The sequence below is a fragment of the Ornithinimicrobium sediminis genome (assembly GCF_021272345.1).
Taxonomy (GTDB): Bacteria; Actinomycetota; Actinomycetes; order Actinomycetales; family Dermatophilaceae; genus Ornithinicoccus; species Ornithinicoccus sediminis_B.
Genome location: NZ_JAJSDQ010000010.1, coordinates 18,455 through 43,718, shown reverse-complemented (window position 1 = coordinate 43,718; position 25,264 = coordinate 18,455). Strand labels below are relative to the sequence as shown.

The window sequence follows — 25,264 nt, the reverse complement described above, 5'->3', positions numbered from 1 at the left end:
GGTGGTGATGGGCAGGTCAGGAACATGCGTATCGGATCGGGAGTCCGATCCCTCGTGCTTGGGGGCGAGCGACGCGTCGGCGAGCACGCGATGTCGCAGTCACGTCAGGGGGGTCGGGTCGGCACGACCGCGGCGATGAGGCAGGATGCCGTTCGTGGGGTCGACGTCTGCGGAAGAGGGAGAAACCTGCATGCGGGTGACTCCCGACTCGGACCTGACACGCCCCAGTTGCGCTCCGCGCCTGAGCCGTTCGACATGTCGACCAAGGGGACTCAGTAGTGCCTAACATCTTTGACAACCTCACCGATGACACGCGCCTCGGTTCGGCTTTGCGTGAGTCGCTGCGCGACTTCGATACTGTGGACGTGGCTACTGGGTATATCGACCTGCGTGGTTGGTCGAGCATGGCCGACATCGTCGATGCCAAGCCCGCAATCGAGCCTGGAGGGCGCCCGACCGCTCGTGTGTTGGTCGGGATGGTAGCTCCGTCGGACTCCCGGCAGTTGCTGGAGTTGTTGCAGGATCACGTACAGCCGCCCGAGTACGGCTCCGATATCCACGACCGGGAGCGGGCCTTCGCTCGCCGCGATCAGCTGGTGGCCCACCTGCGCACGCAGCTGATGCGGGGTTTGGCTACCACCGAGGGGCAGGCGACCCTGCAGACGCTCAAGCGTCAGCTGGCGGAAGGGTTGGTGGCGATGAAGGTGTTCACCGAGACGCCGCTGCACGGCAAGACGTACCTCTTCCACGCCCCCGGAAAGAAGCATGCGTCCCGGTGGGCCTACGTCGGTTCGTCAAACCTCACCGGCGCTGGCCTACACCGCAATCTCGAGCTCAACATCGACGTTCAGGACTCCGACGCCACGACCAAGCTTGCGACCTGGTTCGAGGACCGATGGAACGACAGGTTCTCCCTGGATATCTCCGCTGAGATCGTTGACCTGATCGCCGGCTCCTGGGCCGACGAGGTGCAGCCCACCCCGTTCGAGGTCTACCTCAAGGTCTGCCACTCGTTGTCGCAGGACGCGCGTGACGGCATGGGGTACGTCCTGCCGAAGTCGATGAGCGACCTGCTCCTGGACTACCAGGAGAGCGCCGTGCGCACCTTGTCTCGGCGGATCGTGCGCCGGGGCGGCACCATGCTCGGCGACGTCGTCGGTCTCGGCAAGACGCTCACGGCCGTTGCCACTTCGTTGATGCTGCAGGCGGCCGAGGACTACTCCACCCTCGTGCTGTGCCCGAAGAACTTGCAGACCATGTGGGAGAGGCACGTCGAGGAGTACGACATCAACGGAAGGGTCGTGCCTTACTCCATGGCTGACAAGGTCCTGCCCGAGCTCAAACGGTTCAACCTGGTCATCTGCGACGAGTCGCACAACCTGCGGAACAATTCCACCATCGCCTACGAATCGATCCACCAGTACATCCGCGCGAACAGCTCCAAAGTCCTGTTGCTGACTGCCACCCCGTACAACCTCGCATTCACCGATGTCGCCAGCCAGATCGGCCTGTACATCGACGAGGACCAGGACCTGGGCATCGTGCCCACCGAGGCCATGAGCAACGACCCCAACCTGGTCGCCAAGGTCGACGGCAAGATCAACACGCTCACCGCGTTCCGCCGCTCCGAGGAACCTGAGGACTGGCGGAGGCTCATGAGCGACCACCTCGTCCGCCGCACGCGCTCCTTCATCAAGCGCACGGCCAAGAAAGAACTGGTGACGGGCCCGGACGGGACTCCGGTAGAGCGGGAGTACCTGGAGTTCGCCAACGGGCAAAAGTTCCACTTCCCCACCCGCGTCTCCACGCCGCTGAGCCTGGACTTCGCTCCCGACGACCCTGCCGCGCTTATGGAGGACGACACGACTCTGGACGCAGTCCGTGACCTGATCCTGCCCCGGTACCGGCTCGCTGACTACGACGACCGCAAGGCCGAGCACACCGAGACGGACATCAAGAACCTGGATGACATCCGGTCCGGACGCGGCAACGTCAGCGGTTTCGTCCGGATCGGGCTGTTCAAACGACTGTCCTCCTCCGGATACTCCTTCATCCTGTCGCTGCAACGGCAGCGGTCACGTAACGAGCTGTTCATCCACGCGATCGACAACCAGCTGCCCATCCCGCTGGGCAGCTTTTCCGACAAACAGATCGCCGTGAGCGACGAGGACATCGAGACCGACGGCAGCCTGCACGGCAGCGTCGAGACCCGCTACAAGAACCTCGTGGCCTCCCTGCCCGCCAGGACCAAGTGGGTCAACTCGACCGTCTTCCAACCCACCTTGCGAAAGGACCTGCTCAAGGACAACGAGACCATCACCTACCTCCTCACCCGGTTCGGTGACTGGGACCCCACCCGCGACTCCAAGATCGACAAGCTGGTCGACCTGCTCACGAACGACCACCCCGGGGACAAAGTGCTCGTCTTCACCGAGTACAGCGACACCGCCCAGTACGTCGCCGACGCCCTCACCGGCGCTGGGATCCCCCGCGTCGGGCTGGCCACCGGTGACACCGACGACCCCGCAGACGTGGCACGACGGTTCTCACCCCGCTCCAACCGGTTGCCATCCGAATCCACCGACACCCCGGTCGAGGTGGACAACCCCATCGAAGTGCTCGTAGCCACCGACGTGTTGTCCGAGGGTCAGAACCTGCAGGACAGCCACATCATCGTCAACTACGACCTGCCCTGGGCGATCATCCGCATCATCCAGCGCGCCGGCCGCGTGGACCGCATCGGGCAGCGCTCCGACACCGTCCACCTGTACCTGATCACGCACGAGAAGATCGAGGAACAGATCCAGCTGCGGCAACGGATCAAGGAACGGCTCGGTGCCTCCGCCGAGGCGTTCGGCTCCGATGAGAAGTTCTTCGGCGGCGACCGTGAGGTCAAGATCCTCGACGACCTGTACAAGGGCCGGGTCAGTGACGATGACAGCGACGACGAGGCCGAGGTCGACTCGGTCAGCGAAGCCTGGCTCGTGTGGTCCAACGCGCAAGACAAGCACCCCGCTACCGCCGCAAAAGTGCTCCGGATGCAGGACATGATCCACTCCACACGTGAGCAGTACATGGACGAGAGCCACGCCGGCGTGACCTGCTACATCTCCACCGGCTCAGGTGTGGACGCCTTCGCGACCGCAACGATCACCGACCATCAAACGCACGAGCGGATCCTCACCCCCCTGGAAGCCCTTCGGATCTTCCGCGCCGAGCCCACCACCCCGACAGCCCTCCAGCGAGCCGATCACTTTGACCGCGAAGCTGCTCTGGTCCGGGGACCGTTGAAGACCGAGACCGTGGCCGCCGGAAACCTCAAAGGCGTGCGCAAGTGGGCATGGCAACGCCTCGGCGGAACCGTATTCGGAGAGAAGGCCTCCGAAGCTCTCGACGCGCTGCACGCCCGACCACTCACTGAGCACGCCACCATGCGGTTGAGCCAGGCACGCCGCAACAAGTACAGCCCAGACGACCTAGCCGACCTGCTCAACCAGCTCCACGGCGAGGACCGGCTCGTCATCGGCGCGACCGACACCGACACCATCAAAATCGTCTGCTCACTGGGGGTTCTCGACTCATGACCCACCCGCTCATCCAGCGCGCCGAGCGGCGCGACTACCAGAGACTGTTCGTGCACGACCTGAACTGGTCCAAGCCCGACCACCCACCGGTCACCCTTGAGCACGACGGACGCATGGTCACTGCGACCAATGTCTCCTCGTACCGGGGCCTACGAGTGTGGTTGGCGGACGAGAAGCCCGACTCAAGGCTCGAGGCCGCCCTAGACCAGCACCTGGCCAAGAACAGCACGGACAGAATCCTGATCTTTCACGACGACAGCGAGCAGGTGTGGCGCTGGCCCGTCCGCCGTTCCGTCGGCAACACCACCATCACCCGCCTGAGCCGGCACCGACACCGCACCGGTGACACCGACCCCCGGTTCGCCGAGAAACTCGACGTCATCCGCTTGCCGTTCGACTTGACGCTCGACAGCAACGCCGTCCTCGCCAAGGTCCGCCAGGCCTTCGACGTCGAGGCGCACAACGAGACCAAGCACGCCTCCAAGCTCATGGCTCGTCTCTACGCAGCCATGGAGAAGGCCTACCCAGCCGCCACACCTCGTGCCGTCCGCGATCACGAGATCTCGGTCACACTCGCCCGGATCCTCTTCCTCATGTTCGGAGACGACACCGACATGTGGGACCCCAACCTCTTCCGCGACCTCATCCGCGACTTTGCTAAACCCGATGGCTCCGACGTGGGGGCTCAGCTCACCGACCTGTTCGACCACCTCGACACTCCCGACGACCAGCGTGGCGTCTCTCGATCGGAGTTCAACGGCTTCCCTTACGTCAACGGCCGGATCTTCACCGAGCGCGTCACCTTGCCGGCCCTCAACGCCGAGTTCCGTACCGCCGTGTTGCAGGCGTGCGACCGTGACTGGGCCAGCATCAGCCCTGCCATCTTCGGGTCCATGTTCCAGTCCGTCCGCGACGCCGAGACCCGGCGTCAACTCGGAGAGCACTACACCTCAGAAGAAAACATCCTCAAGACCCTCAACCCGCTCTTCCTTGACGAGTTGCGGGCCGAGTTCGAGCACGTCCGATCCCTGGGCAGGTACGAAGCCGACCGACTCCGCAAGCTCCGCGAGAAACTCGGCCGCATCCGCTACATGGACCCCGCCTGCGGCTGCGGCAACTTCATCATCGTCGCCTACCGAGAACTTCGAGACCTCGAACTGGCGATCATGGAACGCCTGCAAGAAATTACGGGCGACAACCCCATGCTCCTAGCCAATGTCGGTCTCAAGGTCACCCTCGACCACTTCTACGGCATCGAGATCGACGAATGGCCAGCCCGCATCGCCGAAACAGCCATGTTCCTCGTCGACCGACAGTGCGACCTCAAGCTCACCGCCTCACTCGGCTACGCACCCAACCGTCTACCAATCCAGGAGCAAGCCACCATCGTCGTCGGCAACGCCCTCCGCTCGGACTGGGCTCAGATCTGTCCACCCACACACGAAGCCATTGTGGCCGGCAACCCTCCGTTCCTCGGCATCTCCCTACGCTCAGCAAAACAGACTGCAGACCTACAGTTGGTCTGGGGAAGCCGCTACCACGGAACCTTGGACTACGTCACCGGTTGGTACGCGAAGGCCGTGCAGTACTTCGGCGCTGTGGATGGCAGATGGGCATTCGTCAGCACGAGTTCCATCACCCGGGGCGAAGCGGTTGCTCCACTCTTCCAACCTACCTTGGATAGGGGTTGGCGAATCAAACTCGCCCACCGAACCTTCCCGTGGACATCCGAGGCCGTGGGGAAGGCTGCGGTGCACTGCGTCATCGTCGGGTTCTGGCGACAGCCCGGTAACGTGAGGCTGTTCGAGTACCAAGGAAACGGTTCCGCCCCGCTCGAGCAGACCGTGGCGAACATCACGCCCTACCTCACCGACGGTCCTACTGTGATCGTCCAGCCCAGCACCAAGCCGTTGAACCCTCAACTAGGGGAGGTCTCCTACGGGAACAAGCCCACAGACGGAGGGTGGCTCGTTGTCGAGAGGGAGGATTACGAGGACGCGATGTCCGATGCCGTGGCCGCCAAGTACATACGGAAGTACGTGGGAGCGCGCGAACTCATCCACACTGAAGACCGCTACTGCCTGTGGCTGACCGACCTCAAGGACGGCGACGCTGACCGGAGTACACTCCTCAAGGAACGCATCTGGGGAGTCGAAGCGTTCCGCGCCGCCAGCAAGGCAGCGTCAACCAGGGCTGCCGCGGCAACACCTCATCTGTTCAGACAGATCGCCCAACCCAACACATCCTACTTATGCATCCCTGCACATGTCTCGGAGTCTCGGCCATACTTCCTGGCAGCACGCTTCGACCCGGGGACGATCGCAAGTAACGCCAACTTCATTACGCCGGATGCTGACGGCTTCATGTTCGCCATCATCTCGTCAAGCATGTTCATCACGTGGCAGCGCACGGTGGGAGGGCGACTAAAGTCGGACCTGCGGTTCAACAAGTTACTGACCTGGAACACTTTCCCCCTTCCTTGCACTGATGAGGGCAACAGGGAGCGCATCATTGGAGCGGGCGCAGAAATCCTGCAAGCTCGTGAATGGGATCCTCACGCCTCTCTAGCGAAGATGTACCACCCGGACTACATGACGCGAAATCTACTCGAAGCGCACACGAATCTCGATGTTCAGGTGGACAGACTGTTTGGCCTGAAGTCTGAAGCGCCCACGGAGCTGGAGAGACAGGAGGTTCTCTTCGCTAGATACCAAAAACTCGCGCGCCGCTGATTGCTTGCTTCGGGCCCTCGAACCCAGAATGTCACCGACGCTCGCTAGCGTGCCGATGGTCCGGCGAGCAAGGCAGCCAACTCACATCGAAGAGACCACAGGCAGCGGGCATCGGATTAGGTATGCGATCACTCGACGGAGCGGTCTGTACGATCCTCACGAGTGTGGTGGGTAGACCGCTCATTGTTGTTTCATGGGTCGCTGAGGGGAACCACGTGGGCCAATGCGCCGCGCAACCGGGGGTCGTCGGGCCAAAGGAGCGGTGACTGGCGAATCCAGGTCCAGTACGGGTCGCCCCATAGTGCTTCTCGGCCGAAGATTGGGATATCGCGAAGTAGGGGAATTGCACCTGCGGCCAGGTCGTCTGCGGCATCATGTAGTTGGTCTGGGTCCCCAGACAGCACGTCCAATGCGGAGGGGGCCAAGTTTTCAGCGAGAACGACCGCTTGCAGATGCAGGCACCGGGCATAAGCCAAAGCGGCGATGGGATCATCAGACCGAGCGGCGGCGTACCGCAGGTATCGCGAGGCGGGTCGCAGGTCCTCCATCAGTCTACGCTCTTCCCCCTCACTGCTGTCCGAACGGGAGTACTGTCTCCAGGACTGTAGAGAAGAGGCTGACTCGATAGCTTCCGGCAGGTGAAGTCGTCCACGCACGCTGGACACCCAAGGCAGACCAGGGCTGCTTTCGTCAGCCTGGTCTAAGAGCGATAGGACGTAGTGTCTAATCCCGAGAGTTCTCTCGGTGTCACGCTCGCGGCGGGCTTCGTAATAAAACAGCAAAGCATACTCGGCATCGAGTAAAGCTAACAGAGATGAATCGCGCAGTGCCATGGCGAGCGCCCGAATCTCCAGGTCTACCTCTCGGCGGACTATACCCAGGTAGACCCCAGCGAGCGTCAGCAGAACAAGTGCTGCCCAAACTTCCACGGATGGCAACTGGTCCCAGGACCATCCAGCGTATATCGCACCAATCGCGATCAACCCAATCATGACTAACAAGAATCCCCGAGCCATTCTGAGGAGGGATCGCACGGAGAGTTCGGCTACTCTTGCGCGCCCAGTTAGTCTTCTGTAACCAGAGGTGGTAACACCGGCTTGGTTAGCAGCGGTCGTAGCCTCTGCGTCCTCTCGTAGGAGGCGTTGCTTCTCCTTTTCCAAGGTCCGCTGTCGACGTGGTGACGGCGTGACTCGTTCCTCGCTAGCGGTGAGTTCACGATCGATTTGCATGAGCGAGAATCCTCGTTCAAACTTGCCGGCTTCCCCCCAATTGCTCACCGGCCTGCGGGCCTCCCGCAGGATGCGTCTCGCCTCGACGTTTGTTACGGCCCCCGTCTCCATGAGTGCTGCTTTAATTCGACCAGCGTGTCCCCATAGATCAAGGGTCGTTACTGCCTCGGGGTGTTCGGCATAAGACTTGAGCAGCGCTTCCTCTCTTCGCCGCGCGGCGTTCGCCAATGAATCGACCGTGCGGGTCAGTCGGCTCTGGGCGAGGCTCAGCACGAATACGAGCGCTGTTAGAAGTAGACCGACTGCCTGCAGCAACGGCGCGGGAAAAGAATCCGATTGACCTCGTTGGGTGGCCCAGACCACCGTCACGATCGAGATTCCGATGAGCCAAAATACTATCGGCGTCCAGTTACGTGCACGGACCCTCTCGACCCAGTTCCCCATACAGCGAGTGTGGCGCGTCTGGACAACGCACGCAACCCATAAAAAATCGGTGGCCATGTGCCAAGGGACTCGGTCCTCAACAGGAAGACACGTCGGGGTCAGACCTGTTATCCGCCCTCGACACACCCGGGCAGGTATGAAGTGTCCAAGTACGAAGGCGCAGGACCCCGACGGTCCGGGGGCTCGGCCTCTCCTGCCGCCCCTCGGGACCGGTAGCAGCAGGAGAGATAGGGTCGGTCAGGCCGCCTGGAGCCTCTGCAGAGTGTCAACAGGGCGGACCGGTCTGTGGCGTCGAAGTCGCCTTTGACGGTGCGTAGCACGCTGCGTTCGGGGCGGGTGGCTCCACCGACGATCGAGTGGTGGTGGTCGTAGGTGTTGACCGACTGGAGGACGCCGAGCGCCGTGCCTCCCCACCGCTTGCCCCTACCTCTCTCACGGTTGGGGTCTCCGATCGGTTCATCGCTGGTGGCAAGAAGTCTTGTGCTGGAAGACCGCCAACCGACGGTGAGTCCGGATCAGTACAAGATGCCCAGCTTCGAGTCCACGCAGGCCCGGCAGTCCATTTGGCCGACTGCAATGTCCTGCAGGGTGCGGCAGCTACGGCAGGTACCAAGGGTTCGTTGCCGTCGTAGCCAGGTTCTCTCGACCAGCTCTTGGAGTTCCGCAGCGAGGTTGCTGGAGTGAAGGCTGAGCGAGCCTCGCAGTTGACACTCCTTCCATGGTGGCAGGCCGCGTGAGGGGTGCTCGCGAACCTCTGCAACCGTTACGGTGTCCTCGTTCAGGGCCATCAGCAGTTGCTGTGGGTCTCCACTAACAAAGGTGTGGGCGTCGTTCCCGAAAACTGGCCCGGTGTCTGGGGAGGCGCAGTAGTCGCGGGGATCGGCTGGCCGCCAATTGATTCCTGCGGCGCCCACAAACTCTGAGTGATCGAGTCCAAGGTAACGCGCAAGCGCGCTGCTCGCGTCGGGACCGTCAGAGTCGTCGTCGGGTTGAGGAAGGTGGAGCAGACCGAGTTGACGGTCGTAGATCGCCCGCCACTGATCTAGGTGTTCTCGGAACTCGGCGAGGGTGAAAGGGTACTCCAGGCCAAGGCCCAGGTTGTTGGCGACACAGATGAAGCAGCCATCTTCCTCAAGAAAAATTCGTCCCGCTCCTTCAGGGATGTCCATGGCATTGAGGAGCATGTCTTCAAGGTCCTCTTCGCTGCCCAGGGCCGCGGTGTTCAGCAGTTCTCGTCCCGTCGAGACGACGGTCGCAGATGGTACTGATGTATCAAAGAGTGCCACTGGCGCTCCCCGGCTGCTGGCCTGCTTCACCCCGCCGGAGGGCGGTGACGAGGGGGAAGGTCTCACCATCAGGTGAGCGCAAGGCGTACGTCCAGGCCCGTCGATCGCGGAACTCCGCGTCAGCAGTCCAGGCGGGTTCAATCATCGACACCGTCCATGAGGCCCACCGTGCCTCCCGCTCCCAGGGGGCCTCGTCCACGACATCGCCGTCGGGGAGGACCGCAATCAGGTACCAACCGCCGAGGTCAAGATTGTCTGCAGAAACCACCGCGGTGTAATCCCCGTCGTAGGAGCTGGCCATCTGGAGGCCAGTCGGGTTCATTGCCCACTCCGTGGCATCGGTCACCAACGCATGATACGCGCTAGGCCGCTGGGCGGCGGCAATCGCTGTGGGAGGCGCGGCTTCAGCACGACGATGAGTCCCCACTCCCTCTTGACCCTTGTAGGACAGGGCAGGAGGGAGTGGAGGGGGACCTGGGGGGAGTGGCCACGCGGTTTGGAGGACCTGACGGAGAGCGTCTGCGTCATCCGCTCGTTCGGCCCAAGCTCCCGATCTCACTCCAGGATATTTCAGTGCACAGCGCTCATGAACTGCGCGTTTGTCAAGCACGGCAGCACAGCGCAGATCCTAGTTCGCGACTACCTGGACTGAAGTCGAGGTTCGACCCATGGGACGCCGCCCTAAGCTCGGGGTGGCATGGGATGTCCTGGGTACGGAAGGTGCCCCTTAGGGCACCCGTAGGTCCACCCCCGTCGCCGCACTCAGTACCTCGAAGAGCGGTGTCGTCTCTTCCTTGAGCACGGTGTATCGGGCTGTGGCGTTCATGGGGTCGTAGTCGAACTCGTCCGCCGCCAGCTCGGCGAACTGGGACAGAGTGCCCACGCGGGCGAGGTAGTCGGCCGGATCGGCGCCCCCTGGCACGCCGGCGTCGTTGAGGCAGTCGTAACTGTCGCTCAATAGGTAGAGCGCGTTGGAGACCTGGATGCCGTCAGAGAGACGCTCGTCCACTATCTCGAGGTCCTCGAGTATGCGGTCGGTGCACACAAGGGCCCACTCTTCGTCGAAGTCCTCGACGGGCCACTCCGCATCCTCGTCGAAGTCCTCGAAGTGCTCCTCGCTTTCGTCCTCCGGTTCGTCGGCAGCAGAGCCCGACGGGTCCTCAGGGGCGGATGCATCGGTGGTGGGCTCTGGCGATGCCGAGGTCGTGTCCTCGGGTGTGCTCGTGTCCTCCGGAGTGGTCGGTGTGTCTGGGTCGTTCTCCGGGCTGGCAGTGACGGTCTGCGTGACCGTCACCTCGAACCGCTCATCGTCAGGCTGTGCCCCGTCGCCGCCGCAAGCCGCCAGCAGCAGGGCGCCCGACAGGGCCCCGGCGCTCAGATGCAGGTTCATGGTTCCCCCTCCAAGGCCTATGCCCCCCCAGTTGCCGGTCAGCGTACTGCAACCTGCGGACAGTACGCGGCGGTCCGCGCGTAGTCCGCAGCAAGTCCGCAGCGGGGCCAATAGTGGTCAACGCGAGCCAACGCCCTCCAACGGTGTCTCCGCAGGTCAGGCCGGGTCGATGGGGAATCACCACACGTCAGAGCGACGCAGGGCCAGAACCCGGCGTACCGGCCGACTCATCCACCACCGCCGCGGGGGCCCGCGACGTCGTCCCCCGGACCCGCTACAGTGCGAGACAGGCCCCGCATCGGGGCCGGCCACGACCTGAGGAGACCGATGTCCACGACCAGTGACCACGGCGGCCGGCCGTTCGCCCTCGACATCGAGAAGGCGACGACCGGCAACGAGACCTTCCGGACCACGATCTGGACCGGTGAGCACCTGCAGACCACGCTGATGTCCATCGCGGTGGGAGACGACATCGGCCTGGAGGTCCATCCCGACAACGACCAGTTCCTGCGCCTGGAGCAGGGCCGGGGACGGTGCCAGATGGGGCCGGCCGAGGACGACCTGCCCTTCGAGCAAGAGGTCTCCGACGACTGGGCGGTGTTCGTGCCGGCCGGCACCTGGCACAACATCACGAACACCGGCGACGAGCCGATGCGGCTGTACGCCATCTACGGCCCGGCCGACCATGTGCGCGGCACGGTGCACCGGACCAAGCAGGACGTCGAGCGGGACCCGAACGAGGACTGACCCCCGGTCCGCACCGACCGGTCGTGCGGGTCGCCCGAGACGCCGGGAGGCACGGGGTGAGGGCAGCCTGTGCTTGCTGGTGGGGCTGCGGGACGAGACCTACCCTGGGCGGGTGAGCACGCAGACCCCCTCCCGCAGCGACGTCTCCCGCTGGCGCCGCCACCTGGCCGACGAGCGTGGCACCGCTGCCGTGATGCGTTCCCTGGCAGACCGGCGCGCCGGTGAGGAGCGCCGCATCCTGCTCCAGCTCGCCGAGGCCGAGGAGCGGCATGCCTCGCACTGGGTCCACCTCCTCGGGGAGCGGGCGACCCCCGACCCCGCCCCGAGCCTGCAACATCGCCTCTGGGCGGGGCTGGCCTCCCGCTTCGGCTCCCTCTTCGTGCTGGCACTGCTCCAGCGCGAGAAGGGCAACACGAGCTACGCCGCCGACACGGACGCCTCGGCCGCCATGGCCGCCGACGAGATCATCCACGAAGAGGTGCTGCGGGGTCTTGCGGCGAGGGGAAGAGCGCAGCTGTCGGGGAACTTCAGGGCTGCGGTCTTCGGGGCCAACGACGGTCTCGTGTCCAACCTCGCCCTCGTCATGGGCATGAGTGCGACGGGGGTGGGCAGCGGGGTCGTGCTCGCCGCCGGCATGGCGGGTCTGCTCGCGGGTGCCCTGTCGATGGCGGCCGGGGAGTACATCTCGGTGCGCTCCGCTCGCGAGCTGCTCGCGGCGTCCCAGCCGGGTGCGGAGGCGCAGGACGCGTTGCGGCACCTCGACCTCGACGTCAACGACCTCGAGCTCGTCTACCGCGCCCGAGGCATGGAGCTCGAGGACGCCCGGGCCAGGGCGGGCGACGTGCTCCGTGCCGCCCACCGTGACGGTGGGGTCCCCGCAGACGCGGTGCCGGCAGCCGAGGCGGACGTCGACGAGCACGAGGCCGTCGGCAACGCGTGGGGTGCTGCGATCTCGAGCTTCTTCTTCTTCGCCAGCGGCGCACTGATCCCCGTGCTTCCCTACCTGTTCGGCCTCACCGCGACGTCGGCCCTGCTGGTCGCCGCCGTGCTCGTGGGTCTGGCGCTGCTGCTTACCGGTGGTGTGGTCGGGCTGCTCTCCGGTGCCTCGCCGCTGCGCAGGGGTGTGCGCCAGCTGCTCATCGGCTACGGCGCAGCGGCCGTGACCTACCTGCTCGGGCTGGCCTTCGGCGCCACCGGCATCGGCTGAGTCACAGCGTGACCGGCCCCCGGTCACGCAGGTCGAGCACCTCGACGCCGCCGTCGACCCCGTGGGTGCCGATATGGCCCAGGTACATCCGTCGGCCGTTCTCGTTGAGCAGCCCGTCGTGGATGGGCACGACGCGCTGCGGTGCCAGGCGCCGCACGAAGCCGACGGTGTCGGCGACCCGTGCCCACGGTGCGTTGACCGGGACGCACAGGACGTCCACCTGCTGCAGCAGGGGATCCTCGGCGTCGAGGGCGTCACCGGGGTGGAAGACGGTCGGCTCGCCCTCGGCCGTGACCACCAGGCCCAGGTTGGTGATGCGAGGCACGTAGTCGTGGATGAAGGCGTGCTGCTCACCCACCGGGGTGACGGCGAGGCCCCCGACCTGCACGGCCGTGCCCCGCGCCAGCGGCACGGCTCTGTCGCCGACCTCCGGGACATCCGGGGAGAGGGTGTCGGCGGCGGCCGGCTCCGTCCACAGCCGGGCCGAGGGGTTGTCCCGCAGCAGCTGTCCCAGCCGCCGCGGGTCCGCGTGGTCGGGGTGCTGGTGGGTGACCAGGACCGCGTCCAGGTCACGCACCTGAGCGAAGTCGGAGAAGGTGCCCGGGTCGATGAGCAGGCGCCGGCCCGCCGCTTCGACGAGCATGCACGAGTGACCGAGGTGGGTGAGCTCCATACCGCCACCGTATGCCGTGCAGCGCCGGTCCGTCAGGGGGAGGGGTGTGCGTAGCATGGTGGCCCGTGGAGTTCCTCAACGGCACCGAGCCGACGCACGACCTGACCTACAACGACGTCTTCATGGTGCCCTCGCGCTCCGCGGTGACCTCCCGCCTCGACGTGGACCTCACCACACCGGACCGCGTCGGCACGACGTTGCCGCTGGTGGTCGCCAACATGACGGCGGTCGCCGGCCGCCGGATGGCCGAGACCGTCGCGCGACGGGGCGGTGTCGTGATCCTGCCCCAGGACATCCCGGTGTCGACCACCGCGCGCACCGTGCAGGCGGTCAAGAGCGCGCACGCGCTCTACGAGACGCCCATCACGATCCACCTCGACGCGCCGGTGGCCGAGCTCGTCTCGGTGATGGGCAAGCGGGCACACCACGCGGCGATCGTCGTCGACGGGCAGGCCCCGGTCGGCATCGTGACCGAGTCGGACTGCTCCGAGGTGGACCGCTTCGCCCAGGTGCGCGAGGTGATGGCCGAGCTGCGGGTGGAGGTCGGGCCGGACGCCGACGTCCGGGAGGCCTTCGACGTGCTCGAGGCTGCGCGGGTCGGGCTGGCACCGGTCGTCGACGACGGGAGGCTCCTCGGGGTCGTCACCCGGACCGGGCTCCTGCGCTCGGCGATCTACCGGCCTGCGCTGGACGCCGACGGACGGCTGCTCGTGGGAGCGGCCGTCGGCATCAACGGCGACGTTGCCGCCAAGGCGCGCGCCGTCCTGGACGCCGGTGTCGACGTCCTCGTCGTGGACACCGCGCACGGGCATCAGGACAAGATGGTCGACGTCCTGCCGCGGGTGGTCGCGGTGCGCGAGGAGGTCGAGGCCCGGACCGGTCGGCGGGTGCCGGTGGTGGCAGGCAACGTGGTGTCCGCGGCGGGTGCGCAGGACCTGGCTCAGGCCGGGGCCGACATCGTCAAGGTCGGCGTCGGGCCGGGGGCCATGTGCACCACCCGCATGATGACCGGTGTCGGCCGACCCCAGTTCTCCGCGGTGCTGGAGTGTGCTGCCGCGGCCAAGGCGGACGGAGCCCATGTCTGGGCGGACGGAGGGGTGAAGTACCCGCGTGACGTGGCGCTGGCCCTCGCTGCCGGTGCCGGCTCGGTGATGGTCGGGTCGTGGTTCGCGGGCACCCACGAGTCGCCCGGTGACCTCATGCGCGACGCCGACGGCCGTCTCTACAAGGAGAGCTTCGGCATGGCCTCGGCGCGAGCGGTGCGCCACCGCACCCGGGAGCTCTCGGCGTTCGACCGGGCCCGCTCGTCCCTCTTCGAGGAGGGGATCTCGTCCTCGAAGATGTACCTCGACCCACAGCGACCCGGGGTCGAGGACGTCATCGACCAGATCGCCTCAGGCGTCCGCAGCGCCTTCACCTACGCCGGCGCCCGCACCATCGGGGAGTTCCACTCCCGGGTGGTCGTCGGCATCCAGGGCGCGGCCGGCTACGACGAGGGACGCCCGCGCCACACCTCCTGGTAGGTCTCGACGCGGTCCGTCACCGGTGGTGGCTGGCGAGCCAGGCGGCACCGATGATGCCTGCGTCGTTGCGCAGCTCCGCAGGGATGATGGGAGCGCGCAGATGGAGGTGCGGGAGATACTTCTCTGCCTTCTTCGACACCCCGCCGCCGACGATGACGAGGTCCGGCCAGAAGAGGTCCTCGAGGTGGCCGTAGTAGCGCTGCAGCCGCTCGGCCCACTCCTCCCAGGACAGCTCCTCCCGCTCTCGCGCGCTGTTGGCCGCGCGGGTCTCGGCGTCGTGGCCGTCGAGCTCCACGTGCCCGAGCTCGGTGTTGGGCAGCAGCTCGCCGCCCAGGAAGAGCGCGGTGCCGATGCCAGTCCCCAGCGTGGTGACCAGCACGACGCCGTCGCTGCCCCGGCCGGCGCCGTAGTGCATCTCGGCAGCCCCTGCCGCGTCCGCATCGTTGACCACGATGACCGGGCGGTCCAGCACGGTGCGGAAGAGCGCCTCGGCGTCCGTGCCGATCCACGAGGGGTCGATGTTGGCGGCTGTGCGCACCACGCCGTGGTGCACCACGGCCGGGACGGCCACCCCGACCGGTGCCTTGCTGTCGACCTCGCCCTTGAAGGTCTTCGCCACCTCGGCGACCAGCTCGGCGACCGCCTCCGGCGTCGAGTCCTCAGGGGTGTCGACCCGCTCGCGGTCGGTGGCGAACTGCCCTGCCTGGAGGTCGACGGGGGCACCCTTGATGCCGCTGCCCCCGATGTCGATCCCCAGCACGTGCTTCTTGGTCATGGTGTCTCCTGGACGTCGTCTGTCGGGGCTGACCGGCCGCTCACGGCAGAGTCAGGATCTCCGGACCGCTCTCGGTGATCAGGATGGTGTGCTCGAACTGCGCGGAGCGCAACCCGTCGGCGGTCACGACCGTCCAGCCGTCGTCCCACTCCACCCAGTCGGGGGTGCCCAGGTTGAGCATGGGCTCGATCGTGAACGTCATGCCGGGCTCGATCACGGTGTCGTAGTCGGGAGCCGAGTCGTAGTGCGGGATGACCAGACCCGAGTGGAAGGCCTCGCCGACACCGTGCCCTGTGTAGTCGCGGACCACTCCGTAGCCGAAGCGCTTGGCGTAGGACTCGATGACGCGGCCGATCACGTTGACCTGCCGTCCGGGCCGTGCCGCCCTGATGGCTCGGGCCAGTGCCTCCCGGGTGCGCTCGACGAGGAGCCGCGACTCCTCGTCCACCTCGCCGACCAGGAAGGTGGCGTTGTTGTCACCGTGGACACCACCGATGTATGCGGTGATGTCGATGTTGCAGATGTCGCCCTCCTGCAGAGGCCGGTCGTCCGGGATGCCGTGACAGATCACCTCGTTGACCGAGGTGCACAGCGACTTCGGGAAGCCGCGGTAGCCCAGCGTCGAGGGGTAGGCGCCGTGGTCGAGGAGGAACTCGTGCCCCAGCCGGTCGATCTCGTCGGTGGTCACCCCGGGGGCCACGGCGTTGCCGCACACCTCGAGCGCCTGGGCCGCGATGCGGCCGGCGACCCGCATGGCCTCGATGACCTCAGGGCTCTTCACGTCGGACCCGGTGAACTTCGCGGGTGCCGGCCGGTCGACGTACTCGGGACGGACGATGGACGAGGGCACGGCGCGACGAGGGGAGATCCGGCCGGGAGTCAGGGTTGCGGTGGCACTCGGCATACGGTGAAGTCTAGGTGTCGTCTCTGCCCGAGGAGGATGGGATGCAGTACTGGTTCAACATCAGCACCCGCGAGGTCGAGGAGCACGACGACCCGGGTCGCGCCCGTGCCGACTCGCTGATGGGCCCCTACGAGACGCGCGAGGAGGCCCAGACGGCGCTGGACAAGGCGGCGCAGCGCACCGAGGCCTGGGACGAGCAGGACCGCGCGGACGCCGCCTGGGAGTCCGGTGACCCGGAGGCCGACGACTGGGACAGCAACCCGCTCAACGGCTGAGGGTGTGCACGCTGACCGCGTAGTCGCCGGTGAGCGGCTCGCCGTGCCAGGTGCCCCAGCGGGCCAGCAGCTGCAGGCCGGAGGCGTCGCAGGCGCGGTCGAGGTCGGTGAGGGGCATGACCGGGCACCCGTCCGGCAGGTGCTCCTCGTCCAGACCGAACCCGCTGACGAGCAGCGCCCCCGGCCGCAGGTGGTGCACGACCGCCCGGGTCAGGACCTGCAGGTGGTCCGAGCCCACCAGGGGCACCACGTTGCCGGCCAGGAGCACCACGTCGACCGGCTCACCCCGGTATGCCGTGAGGTCGTCCGTGACCCACGTCGGCGGTGCGACCTCGGCGTCCCGGGCACGTGCGGACCCCAGCATGCGCGGGTCCAGGTCGACCCCCACCACGCGGTGTCCGAGCTCGGCCAGACGCCAGGCGACCCGCCCGGTGCCGCACCCCAGGTCGAGGACGTCTCCCTGTCTGTCGAGCAGTCCGTCGACGAGGTCCGCCTCGCCGTGCACGCTGCGTCCGGCCGCTGCGACCTCGGCCAGGTGCGCCTCCGTGCGCCGGTCGTAGCCCGCCACATGGTCGTCGTCGGCCAGGTGCAGCCAGCGGGTGCTCACCGCACGAGCCTGGGCAGCACCTGCTCGGAGAACACGTCGATCCACTCGCGCTGGTTGCGCCCGACGTTGTGCAGGTAGATGCGGTCGAACCCGAGGTCGACGAACCTCTGGATGGAGGCGCGGTGCTCGTCCGGGTCGCTGGAGACCACCATCCGGCCCGCGAAGTCCTCCTCCCGCACCAGCGCGGCCATCGCCGCGAAGTCGTGCGGCGAGCGGATGTCGGCCTTGGCGAACTTCATGCCGCCGTTGGGCCACTCGGTCAGGGCGTTGCTGAGGGCCTGCTCGTCGGTGTCCGCCCACGACAGGTGCAGCTGCAGCACCTTCGGCATCGTGTCCGGGTCCTTGCCCGCCTCGCGCGCCCCCTCGGCGAACTTCCCGAAGAGCATGTCGACCTTCTCCAGTGGTGCGCCGACCGTGATGATGCCGTCGGCGAACCTGCCGGTCCGCTTCGCGTTGACGGGTCCGGCGGTGGCGACCAGGATCGGCGGTGCCTGCTCGGGCATGGTCCACAGCCGGGTCGTCTCCATGGTGAAGAACTCGCCGGAGTGCTTGACGTCCTTGTCCTCGAGGCTCGCGACAAAGAGCCTGTTGATCACCTCGACGGCCTCGAACATCCTGCGTGAGCGCTCGCCCGCCTCCGGCCAGTAGCCACCCACCACGTGCTCGTTGAGTGCCTCCCCGGCGCCGACCCCGAGCCAGGAACGCCCGGGGTACATCGCCTCGAGGGTGGCTGCGGCCTGGGCGACCATCGCGGGGTGCCAGCGGAAGCTGGGGCACACCACACCCGGCCCCATGTCGCCGGTAGTGCGCTCGCCCACCGCGGCGAGCACGTTCCACACGAACGCCGACTGGCCCTGCTGCGGCACCCAGGGCTGGAAGTGGTCGGCCGCCATGCACCCCGAGAAGCCGCGCTGCTCGGCGTAGGCGGTGAGCTCCACGGCCTCGGTGGGGTGGAACTGCTCGAGCATGGCGGCGTACCCGACGGTGAGATCGCTCATGCGCGCCAGCGTAGGCGGTCTCCCCGACGGTGTGGACGACCGGGCGCGGACACCGCGCTAGCGTCGGTCATGTGGACGAGGTCGTGGTCGAGCGGGTCCTGCGCGCCGTGGAGCAGGTGCCGCCCGGCCGTGTGGTGTCCTACGGCGACGTCGCAGCGCTGGTCGGCACCGGGCCCCGCCAGGTCGGCACGGTCATGCGGCTGTACGGCTCCGGCGTCGCCTGGTGGCGGGTTGTGAGCAGCCACGGCGACCTCGGCGCCGACCTGCTCGACCGAGCCCGTCCGCACTGGGCCGAGGAGGGGATCCTGGTCAGGCGCAACGGGCTGGGCTGCCGCATCGCCGACCACCGCGCCGACCTGGCTGCGCTGCACACCGCATACACCGCGGCGGTGGCCGACCTCGGCTGACGCGACCGGCCGCAGGGGTGGCCGGTCAGAGCGTGTGCGGCACGTGCGCCTCGAGCTCGGCCAGCCAGGCTGCGGCGTTGCCGTCCGAGGGCGCCCGCCAGTCCCCACGCGGGGAGACCGCCCCACCGGGGGACACCTTGGGGCCGTTGGGCAGCGCGGAGCGCTTGAACTGGCTGAAGGCGAAGAAGCGCTGGAGGAAGAGCTCCAGCCAATGACGGATCTCCGCCAGGTCGTAGCTCCTGCGCTGTTCCACGGGGAAGCCGGGAGGCCACGCACCGGCGTCGGCGTCCCGCCAGGCGTGCCAGGCCAGGAAGGCGACCCGGCTCGGCGGGAAGCCGTAGCGGACGACGTGGTGCAGGTGGAAGTCCTGCAGCTCGTAGGGACCGATCTTCTCCTCGGTGCTCTGCGGCCCCTCGCCCTCGCCCGCGGGGACCAGCTCTGGCGTGATCTCGGTGTCCAGGATCGACTGCAGGACCTCGCCGACCTCGTCGGCGAACAGTCCCTCGGAGACGACCCAGCGGATGAGGTGCTGGATGAGCGTCTTGGGCACACCGGGGTTGACCGTGTAGTGCGACATGTGGTCGCCGACCCCGTAGGTCGCCCAGCCCAGCGCGAGCTCGGACAGGTCACCGGTGCCGAGAACGATGCCGCCGAGCTGGTTGGCGAGCCGGAAGAGGTAGTCGGTGCGCAGCCCGGCCTGCACGTTCTCGAAGGTCACGTCGTAGACGGGCTCCCCAGCGGCGAACGGGTGGTCCATGTCGGCGAGCATCTGTCGGGCCGCCGGCCGGATGTCGATCTTCTCGAAGGTCACCCCCAGCGCGTGTGAGAGGGCGGTCGCGTTGTCCTTGGTGTGCTCCGAGGTCGCGAAGCCCGGGAGGGTGTAGGCGAGGATGTCGCTGCGGGGCCGGCCCAGACGGTCCATCGCGCGTGCCGCCACGATCAGCGCGTGGGTCGAGTCCAGCCCGCCCGAGACGCCGATCACGATCTTCGGGTGGCCGATGGCGGTGAGCCGACGCTCCAGACCGGAGACCTGGATGCTGTAGGCCTCGTAGCAGTCCTGCGCCAGCTCGGCGGGGTCGTCGGGCACGAACGGGAACCGGTCCAGGTGACGGCGCAGACCGATGTCGGTGCGCGGGGGGTCGAGCCTGAAGGGCACGGTGCGGAAGCGGGAGGTCCGGTCCGCGAAGGCGACCCGGTTGTCGTCGAAGGACCCCTGGCGCAGCCGCTCCTGTCGGATGCGGTGCAGGTCGACGTCCGCGACGGAGCGCTGTGCTCCCAGCGCGAACCGCTCGGAGTCTGCCAGCATCACCCCGAGCTCGTGGATCATCGTCTGGCCGTCCCAGGACAGGTCCGTCGTCGACTCGCCCTCCCCGGCGGAGGTGTAGACGTAGCCGCACAGCCCGCGGGCGCTGGCCTCGGCGCACAGCGCGTGCCGCTCCGCGGACTTGCCGATCGTGATCGGGCTGCCGGAGAGGTTGGCCACCACGGTCGCCCCGGCCAGCACCGCCTCGCGGCTCGGGGGGATGGGCACCCACACGTCCTCGCACACCTCGACGTGCAGGTGCAGCCCCGGCACGTCCGTGGCGGAGAAGATCAGGTCTGGGCCGAACGGCACGTCGACGCCTCCGACACGGACGGTGCCACCGTGCTGGTCGGCGCCGGGGGCGAAGTGACGCTTCTCGTAGTACTCGCGGTAGTTCGGCAGGTAGGACTTGGGTGCCACCCCCAGGACCTGGCCACGGTGCACGACGACGGCGCAGTTGTAGAGGCGGTTCCCGTGGCGCAGCGGTGCACCGACGACGAGCACCGGCACCAGGCCGGCACTGGCCTGGACCACCTCGGCCAGGGCCGCGTCGACGGCGTCGAGCACCGCGTCCTGCATCAGCAGGTCCTCGATCGCGTAGCCGCTGATGCCGAGCTCGGGGAAGACCGCGAGCGCGGCCCCTTCGTCGTGGCACTCCCGCGCCACCGCGATGGTGCGCGCGCCGTTGGTGGCCGGATCGGCGATGGCCACCGGCAGGGTGCACGCGGCGACCCGGGCGAACCCCTGGTCGTAGACGCTCAGAAACTCCACGCGCCACAGTGTTGCAGGCCCCGGCACGACTGGCTGCTCGTAGGGCAGGATGAGGGCATGGATCGCCAGCAGGAGTATGTGCTTCGCACCATCGAGGAACGCGACATCCGCTTCGTGCGGCTGTGGTTCACCGACATCCTCGGTGCCCTCAAGTCGGTGGCCGTGGCGCCGGCCGAGCTCGAGCAGGCCTTCACGGAGGGGATCGGCTTCGACGGCAGCGCCATCGAGGGCTTCACCCGGGTGTACGAGGCCGACATGATCGTCCAGCCCGATGCGAGCACCTTCCAGGTGCTCCCGTGGCGAGGGGACAACCCGGGCACGGCCCGCATGTTCGCAGACATCCTCATGCCCGACGGCACACCCTCGATGACCGACCCCCGACACGTGCTCAAGCGTGCGCTCGACGCGGCGGCCGACGACGGCTTCACCTTCTACACCCACCCGGAGATCGAGTTCTACCTGTTCAAGGAGCCCTACGAGCCGGGCACCGCACCCGTTCCGGTGGACCAGGCCGGCTACTTCGACCACGTGGCCCGGGGGGACGGCCACGACTTCCGCCGCGCCGCGATCACCATGCTGGAGGAGATGGGGATCTCGGTGGAGTTCAGCCACCACGAGGGCGGCCCCGGGCAGAACGAGATCGACCTGCGGTATGCCGACGCGCTGTCGATGGCGGACAACATCATGACCTTCCGCACCGTCGTGCGGGAGGTGGCGCTCCAGCACGGTGCGCTGGCCTCCTTCATGCCCAAGCCGCTCTACGGTCAGCCCGGGTCCGGCATGCACACCCACGTGTCCCTCTTCGAGGGCGACACCAACGCGTTCTACGAGCCTTCCGCGAAGTACGAGATCAGCCAGACGGGCCGCCGGTTCGCCGCCGGGGTCCTGATGCACGCGCGGGAGATCTGCGCTGTCACCAACCAGTGGGTCAACTCCTACAAGCGGCTCTGGGGCGGCGGCGAGGCGCCGGCCTACGTGTGCTGGGGGCACAACAACCGCAGCGCCCTGCTGCGGGTGCCGATGTACTCGATCGGCAAGGGGCACTCACGTCGCCTGGAGGTCCGCTCCATCGACTCGGCCTGCAACCCCTACCTCGCCTACTCGATGGTGCTCGCCGCCGGGCTCAAGGGCATCCGGGAGGGCTACGAGCTGCCGGAGGAGGCCGAGGACGACGTCTGGTCGCTCACCGAGGGCGAGCGACGGGCGATGGGCATCGACCCGCTGCCCCAGTCGCTCGGTGAGGCCGTGGCGATCATGGAGGAGAGCGAGCTCGTCGCCGAGACGCTCGGTGAGCAGGTGTTCGACTTCTTCCTGCGCAACAAGTGGCAGGAGTGGTCCGACTACCGCTCCCAGGTGACACCGTTCGAGCTGGATCGCTACCTGGTGCGGCTGTGACCGGACGGAGCACCCCGGAGGTCGCGGTTGCCGACCTGGCGCGGGCAGGCTTCACCCAGGCACGGCGGGCGGGCAGCCTCATCGCAGCGGCGCTGGACCAGATGGACGCCGACACCGACGAGGGTGCGCTGATCTCGGACCTCGGCGCTGTCGCCGACCCCAACGAGGCCGCGCTCGGTCTCGTGCGCCTCGTCGAGCACGACGCCGACGCGGCACGGCTGCTGTCCGTGCCCGGGGCGGGCCGGGAACGGGTGCTGGCCGTGCTGGGCGCCTCGTCGGCCCTCACCGACCACCTCGTCAAGCACCCGGAGCACCTGCGTGACGCCGCCGACGGCTCGGCGCCGCAGCCGTCGGCGATCGTCGAGGCGGTGCACGGGCTGTCCGGCCGGGCGGGCGCCGACGCGCTCCGGGTCGCCTACCGCCGGGAGCTGCTGCGCGTCGCCGTCACGGACCTCACCACCCAGGACCCGCTGGAGGCCGTCCCGGTGGCGGCCGCCGCGCTGGCGGACCTCGCCGGGGCCGCGGTCGAGGCCGCGCTGCACGTGGCCCGCAACGACGTCGAGGACGCAGACCGGTGTCGCCTCAGCGTCATCGGCATGGGCAAGTGTGGAGGGCGCGAGCTCAACTACATCAGCGACGTCGACGTGATCTTCCTCGGGGCTCCCTCGGAAGGAGCCGACGAGACCGAGGCGATGCGGGCCGCGACCACCCTGGCGAGCGCGGTCATGCGGATCTGCAGCCAGGCCACGGGGGAGGGGTCTCTGTGGCAGGTCGACGCCGCTCTGCGGCCCGAGGGCAAGCAGGGGCCGCTCATCCGCAGCCTCGCCTCGCACCGCGAGTACTACCAGCGCTGGGCCAACACCTGGGAGTTCCAGGCGCTGCTGAAGGCACGTCCCATCGCCGGTGACACCGCGCTGGCACAGGAGTGGCTGGACATCGTGCAGCCGCTGGTCTGGGAGGCCGGCAGCCGCGACGGGTTCGTCGAGGGCGTGCAGGCGATGCGACGCCGGGTCGAGCAGAACGTCCCCTCGGCCGAGGCCGACCGCCAGCTCAAGCTCGGGCCCGGTGGGCTCCGCGACATCGAGTTCAGCGTCCAGCTGCTGCAGCTGGTGCATGGGCGCGCCGACGAGACCCTCCGCTCCGGCACGACGCTGGAGGCGCTGGCCGCCCTGCGCGACGGCGGCTATGTCGGGCGCGAGGACGCTGCCGCCCTGGCCGAGTCCTACCGGCTGCTGCGGGCCCTGGAGCACCGCATCCAGCTGCACCGCATGAAGCGCAGCCATCTCATGCCGACCTCCGACGCCGACCTGCGCCGTCTGGGCAGGTCGCTGGGTGAGCGTGGCGAGGCCGAGCGGGCCGTCGTCCAGCGGTGGCGGAGCCAGCAGCGAGAGGTGCGCCGGCTGCACGAGCGGCTGTTCTACCGCCCGTTGCTGCAGGCGGTGGCCAAGCTGAGCCCCGACCACCTGCGTCTGTCCCCCGAGGCCGCCCGCACCCGGCTGGCCGCGCTCGGCTTCCGTGACCCCGCCGGCGCACTGCGGCACCTGGAGGCGCTCACCTCCGGGGTGAGCCGCAGGGCGACGATCCAGCGCACCCTCCTGCCGGTCATGCTGGGCTGGTTCGCCGACGGTGCCGACCCCGACGCCGGCCTCCTGGCCTTCCGGCGGATCAGTGACAGCCTGGGCACGACGCACTGGTACCTCGGCATGCTGCGCGACGAGGGCACCGCTGCCCAACGGCTGGCCCGGGTCCTGTCCAGCAGCCGGTATGCCGTGGACCTGCTCATCAAGTCGCCGGAGACGGTCGCGCTGCTGGGAGACCCGCACGGGCTGGCGCCCCTTCCGCTGGAGACGCTGGTGACCCGCATGTCGGCGGCTGCACAGCGCCAGCAGGAGCCGGCCGACATCTTCCAGGCGATCCGGGCCGTGCGGGCCCGCGAGCTGGTGCGCATCGTGCTGACCGACCTGGTCGGCGGAGGAGAGGAGGCAGAGGTCCGTGCCGCGCTGACCGCGCTCACCGACGCCTACATCGGTGCCTCCCTCGAGGCGGCCAGGCGCATCGTCGAGCAGCGGCGGGGTGCCGAGCTCGGCATCGAGCTCATCGTCATCGGCATGGGACGGCTGGGAGGGCGCGAGCTCGGCTACACCAGCGACGCCGACGTCATGTACTGCTTCCGGCCCACGCCCGGCTCGGCGACCGGAGGCGACGCCGGGGCCGACCACGGGGAGCAGGCCTCCGAGGTCGTCACCGAGCTGCACAAGGGCCTGGCTGGACACGGCCCCGACCCGACCCTCGAGCTCGACGCCGACCTGCGCCCCGAGGGCCGGTCTGGTCCCCTGGTGCGCAGCCTCGACTCCTTCGCCACCTACTACGAGCGCTGGTCCGCCGGCTGGGAGGCCCAGGCGCTCCTGCGTGCCCGGGTCGTGGCCGGTGAGGAGTCGCTGGCCGCCGACTACACAGCCCTCATCGACCCGTTGCGCTGGCCCGAGCAGGGCCTCGACCAGGTGGGCCTGCGGCAGATGCGCAAGCTCAAGGCCAGGATGGAGGCCGAGCGCCTGCCCAGGGGGGCAGACCCGCGCACCCACTTCAAGCTCGGCCTCGGGGGGCTCACCGACGTCGAGTGGGTGGTGCAGCTGATGCAGCTGCAGCACGCCGCCACCGTGCCCGGGCTCCGCACGACCGGCACGCTGGCTGCCCTGCGCGCAGCATGGGAGGCCGACCTGGTCAACGCCTCGGACGCGCAGGTGCTCCGTGAGTCGTGGCAGCTGGCCTCGCGGCTGCGCGACGTCGGGGTCCTCTGGCGCGGCCGGCCGGTCGACTCGGTGCCCAGTGACCTCAGGGACGCGGAGGGCATGGCCCGCATCCTCGGGCGCGCGCCCGGACACGGTGCCGACCTGGCGGGCGACTGGCGCCGTCAGGCGCGTCGCGCACGCCACGTCGTGGAGCGTCTGTTCTACGGCCAGCAGATGCCGACGGCCACGACCAGGTCCTACCGGCCGACCCGTTCGTAGGATGGC

General features: G+C 67.9%; 18 protein-coding genes. 9 read left to right on the top strand and 9 right to left on the bottom strand.

The annotated features are described in order from the left end of the window. Positions 1–278 precede the first annotated feature (278 nt). Both LVO85_RS15640 and LVO85_RS15635 read left to right on the top strand, forming a co-directional pair. Positions 279–3,584 (top strand): helicase-related protein, encoded by a 3,306-nt coding sequence (locus LVO85_RS15640; protein ID WP_232748516.1) that lies wholly within the window; start codon positions 279–281, stop codon positions 3,582–3,584. Beyond that, positions 3,581–6,316: a class I SAM-dependent DNA methyltransferase gene (locus tag LVO85_RS15635; protein ID WP_232748514.1), complete on the top strand. Its 2,736-nt coding sequence runs from the start codon at positions 3,581–3,583 to the stop codon at positions 6,314–6,316. The genes LVO85_RS15640 and LVO85_RS15635 overlap by 4 nt, the downstream gene beginning before the upstream one ends. A 2,188-nt stretch (positions 6,317–8,504) precedes the next feature. Here the strand turns inward: LVO85_RS15635 and LVO85_RS15630 are convergent. From LVO85_RS15630 to LVO85_RS15620, 3 genes are all read right to left on the bottom strand, one after another. Further along, on the bottom strand, positions 8,505–9,275 hold the full coding sequence (locus LVO85_RS15630) for a hypothetical protein (RefSeq protein ID WP_232748506.1): 771 nt from the start codon (positions 9,273–9,275) through the stop codon (positions 8,505–8,507). After that, positions 9,262–9,621, bottom strand: a complete 360-nt coding sequence (locus LVO85_RS15625) for a hypothetical protein (protein ID WP_232748504.1) — start codon at positions 9,619–9,621, stop codon at positions 9,262–9,264. The genes LVO85_RS15630 and LVO85_RS15625 overlap by 14 nt, the downstream gene beginning before the upstream one ends. Before the next feature lie 381 nt (positions 9,622–10,002). After that, entirely contained in the window at positions 10,003–10,665 is a 663-nt protein-coding gene (locus LVO85_RS15620) for a hypothetical protein (protein ID WP_232748493.1), read from the bottom strand. A 327-nt stretch (positions 10,666–10,992) separates the two neighbouring features. Here LVO85_RS15620 and LVO85_RS15615 point away from each other — a divergent pair, with 327 nt between their 5' ends. Together LVO85_RS15615 and LVO85_RS15610 are read left to right on the top strand one after the other, a co-directional pair. Further along, a complete protein-coding gene (locus LVO85_RS15615; RefSeq protein WP_232748492.1) occupies positions 10,993–11,412 on the top strand; it encodes a cupin domain-containing protein in 420 nt (139 codons plus the stop codon). A 112-nt stretch (positions 11,413–11,524) separates the two neighbouring features. After that, on the top strand, positions 11,525–12,619 hold the full coding sequence (locus LVO85_RS15610; protein ID WP_232748490.1) for a VIT1/CCC1 transporter family protein: 1,095 nt from the start codon (positions 11,525–11,527) through the stop codon (positions 12,617–12,619). 1 nt (position 12,620) lies between these two features. Here LVO85_RS15610 and LVO85_RS15605 read toward each other — a convergent pair whose 3' ends face one another. Beyond that, complete coding sequence (locus LVO85_RS15605; RefSeq protein WP_232748489.1) at positions 12,621–13,292, bottom strand: MBL fold metallo-hydrolase; 672 nt, start codon at positions 13,290–13,292, stop codon at positions 12,621–12,623. Positions 13,293–13,357: 65 nt separating this feature from the next. Between LVO85_RS15605 and LVO85_RS15600 the strand changes: the two genes are divergently transcribed. Next, positions 13,358–14,815 carry a GuaB1 family IMP dehydrogenase-related protein gene (locus tag LVO85_RS15600; RefSeq protein WP_232748487.1) on the top strand — a complete coding sequence of 486 codons (1,458 nt, stop codon included), beginning with the start codon at positions 13,358–13,360 and terminating at the stop codon, positions 14,813–14,815. 16 nt (positions 14,816–14,831) lie between these two features. Here LVO85_RS15600 and ppgK read toward each other — a convergent pair whose 3' ends face one another. Further along, positions 14,832–15,590 (bottom strand): polyphosphate--glucose phosphotransferase, encoded by a 759-nt coding sequence (gene ppgK, locus LVO85_RS15595; RefSeq protein ID WP_232748480.1) that lies wholly within the window; start codon positions 15,588–15,590, stop codon positions 14,832–14,834. A gap of 40 nt (positions 15,591–15,630) precedes the next feature. Next, on the bottom strand, positions 15,631–16,494 hold the full coding sequence (gene map, locus LVO85_RS15590) for a type I methionyl aminopeptidase (RefSeq protein ID WP_232748478.1): 864 nt from the start codon (positions 16,492–16,494) through the stop codon (positions 15,631–15,633). A 14-nt stretch (positions 16,495–16,508) separates the two neighbouring features. Here map and LVO85_RS15585 point away from each other — a divergent pair, with 14 nt between their 5' ends. Next, the gene (locus tag LVO85_RS15585; protein WP_232748476.1) at positions 16,509–16,769 is read left to right on the top strand and encodes a methionine aminopeptidase; all 261 of its coding nucleotides are present in this window, start codon (positions 16,509–16,511) and stop codon (positions 16,767–16,769) included. Here LVO85_RS15585 and LVO85_RS15580 read toward each other — a convergent pair. Both LVO85_RS15580 and LVO85_RS15575 read right to left on the bottom strand, forming a co-directional pair. Next, the gene (locus LVO85_RS15580; protein WP_232748469.1) at positions 16,759–17,376 is read right to left on the bottom strand and encodes a class I SAM-dependent methyltransferase; all 618 of its coding nucleotides are present in this window, start codon (positions 17,374–17,376) and stop codon (positions 16,759–16,761) included. The genes LVO85_RS15585 and LVO85_RS15580 overlap by 11 nt on opposite strands. Then, on the bottom strand, positions 17,373–18,374 hold the full coding sequence (locus LVO85_RS15575; RefSeq protein WP_232748467.1) for a TIGR03557 family F420-dependent LLM class oxidoreductase: 1,002 nt from the start codon (positions 18,372–18,374) through the stop codon (positions 17,373–17,375). The genes LVO85_RS15580 and LVO85_RS15575 overlap by 4 nt, the downstream gene beginning before the upstream one ends. A gap of 71 nt (positions 18,375–18,445) precedes the next feature. Between LVO85_RS15575 and LVO85_RS15570 the strand changes: the two genes are divergently transcribed. After that, entirely contained in the window at positions 18,446–18,781 is a 336-nt protein-coding gene (locus LVO85_RS15570; protein WP_232748465.1) for an MGMT family protein, read from the top strand. 25 nt (positions 18,782–18,806) lie between these two features. Here the strand turns inward: LVO85_RS15570 and LVO85_RS15565 are convergent, their stop codons facing one another. Further along, a complete protein-coding gene (locus LVO85_RS15565) occupies positions 18,807–20,855 on the bottom strand; it encodes an NAD(+) synthase (protein WP_232748463.1) in 2,049 nt (682 codons plus the stop codon). A gap of 57 nt (positions 20,856–20,912) precedes the next feature. Between LVO85_RS15565 and glnA the strand changes: the two genes are divergently transcribed. Together glnA and LVO85_RS15555 are read left to right on the top strand one after the other, a co-directional pair. Continuing rightward, positions 20,913–22,250 carry a type I glutamate--ammonia ligase gene (gene glnA / locus LVO85_RS15560; RefSeq protein WP_232748443.1) on the top strand — a complete coding sequence of 446 codons (1,338 nt, stop codon included), beginning with the start codon at positions 20,913–20,915 and terminating at the stop codon, positions 22,248–22,250. Then, positions 22,247–25,258: a bifunctional [glutamine synthetase] adenylyltransferase/[glutamine synthetase]-adenylyl-L-tyrosine phosphorylase gene (locus LVO85_RS15555; RefSeq protein ID WP_232748441.1), complete on the top strand. Its 3,012-nt coding sequence runs from the start codon at positions 22,247–22,249 to the stop codon at positions 25,256–25,258. The genes glnA and LVO85_RS15555 overlap by 4 nt, the downstream gene beginning before the upstream one ends. Positions 25,259–25,264: the final 6 nt, after the last annotated feature.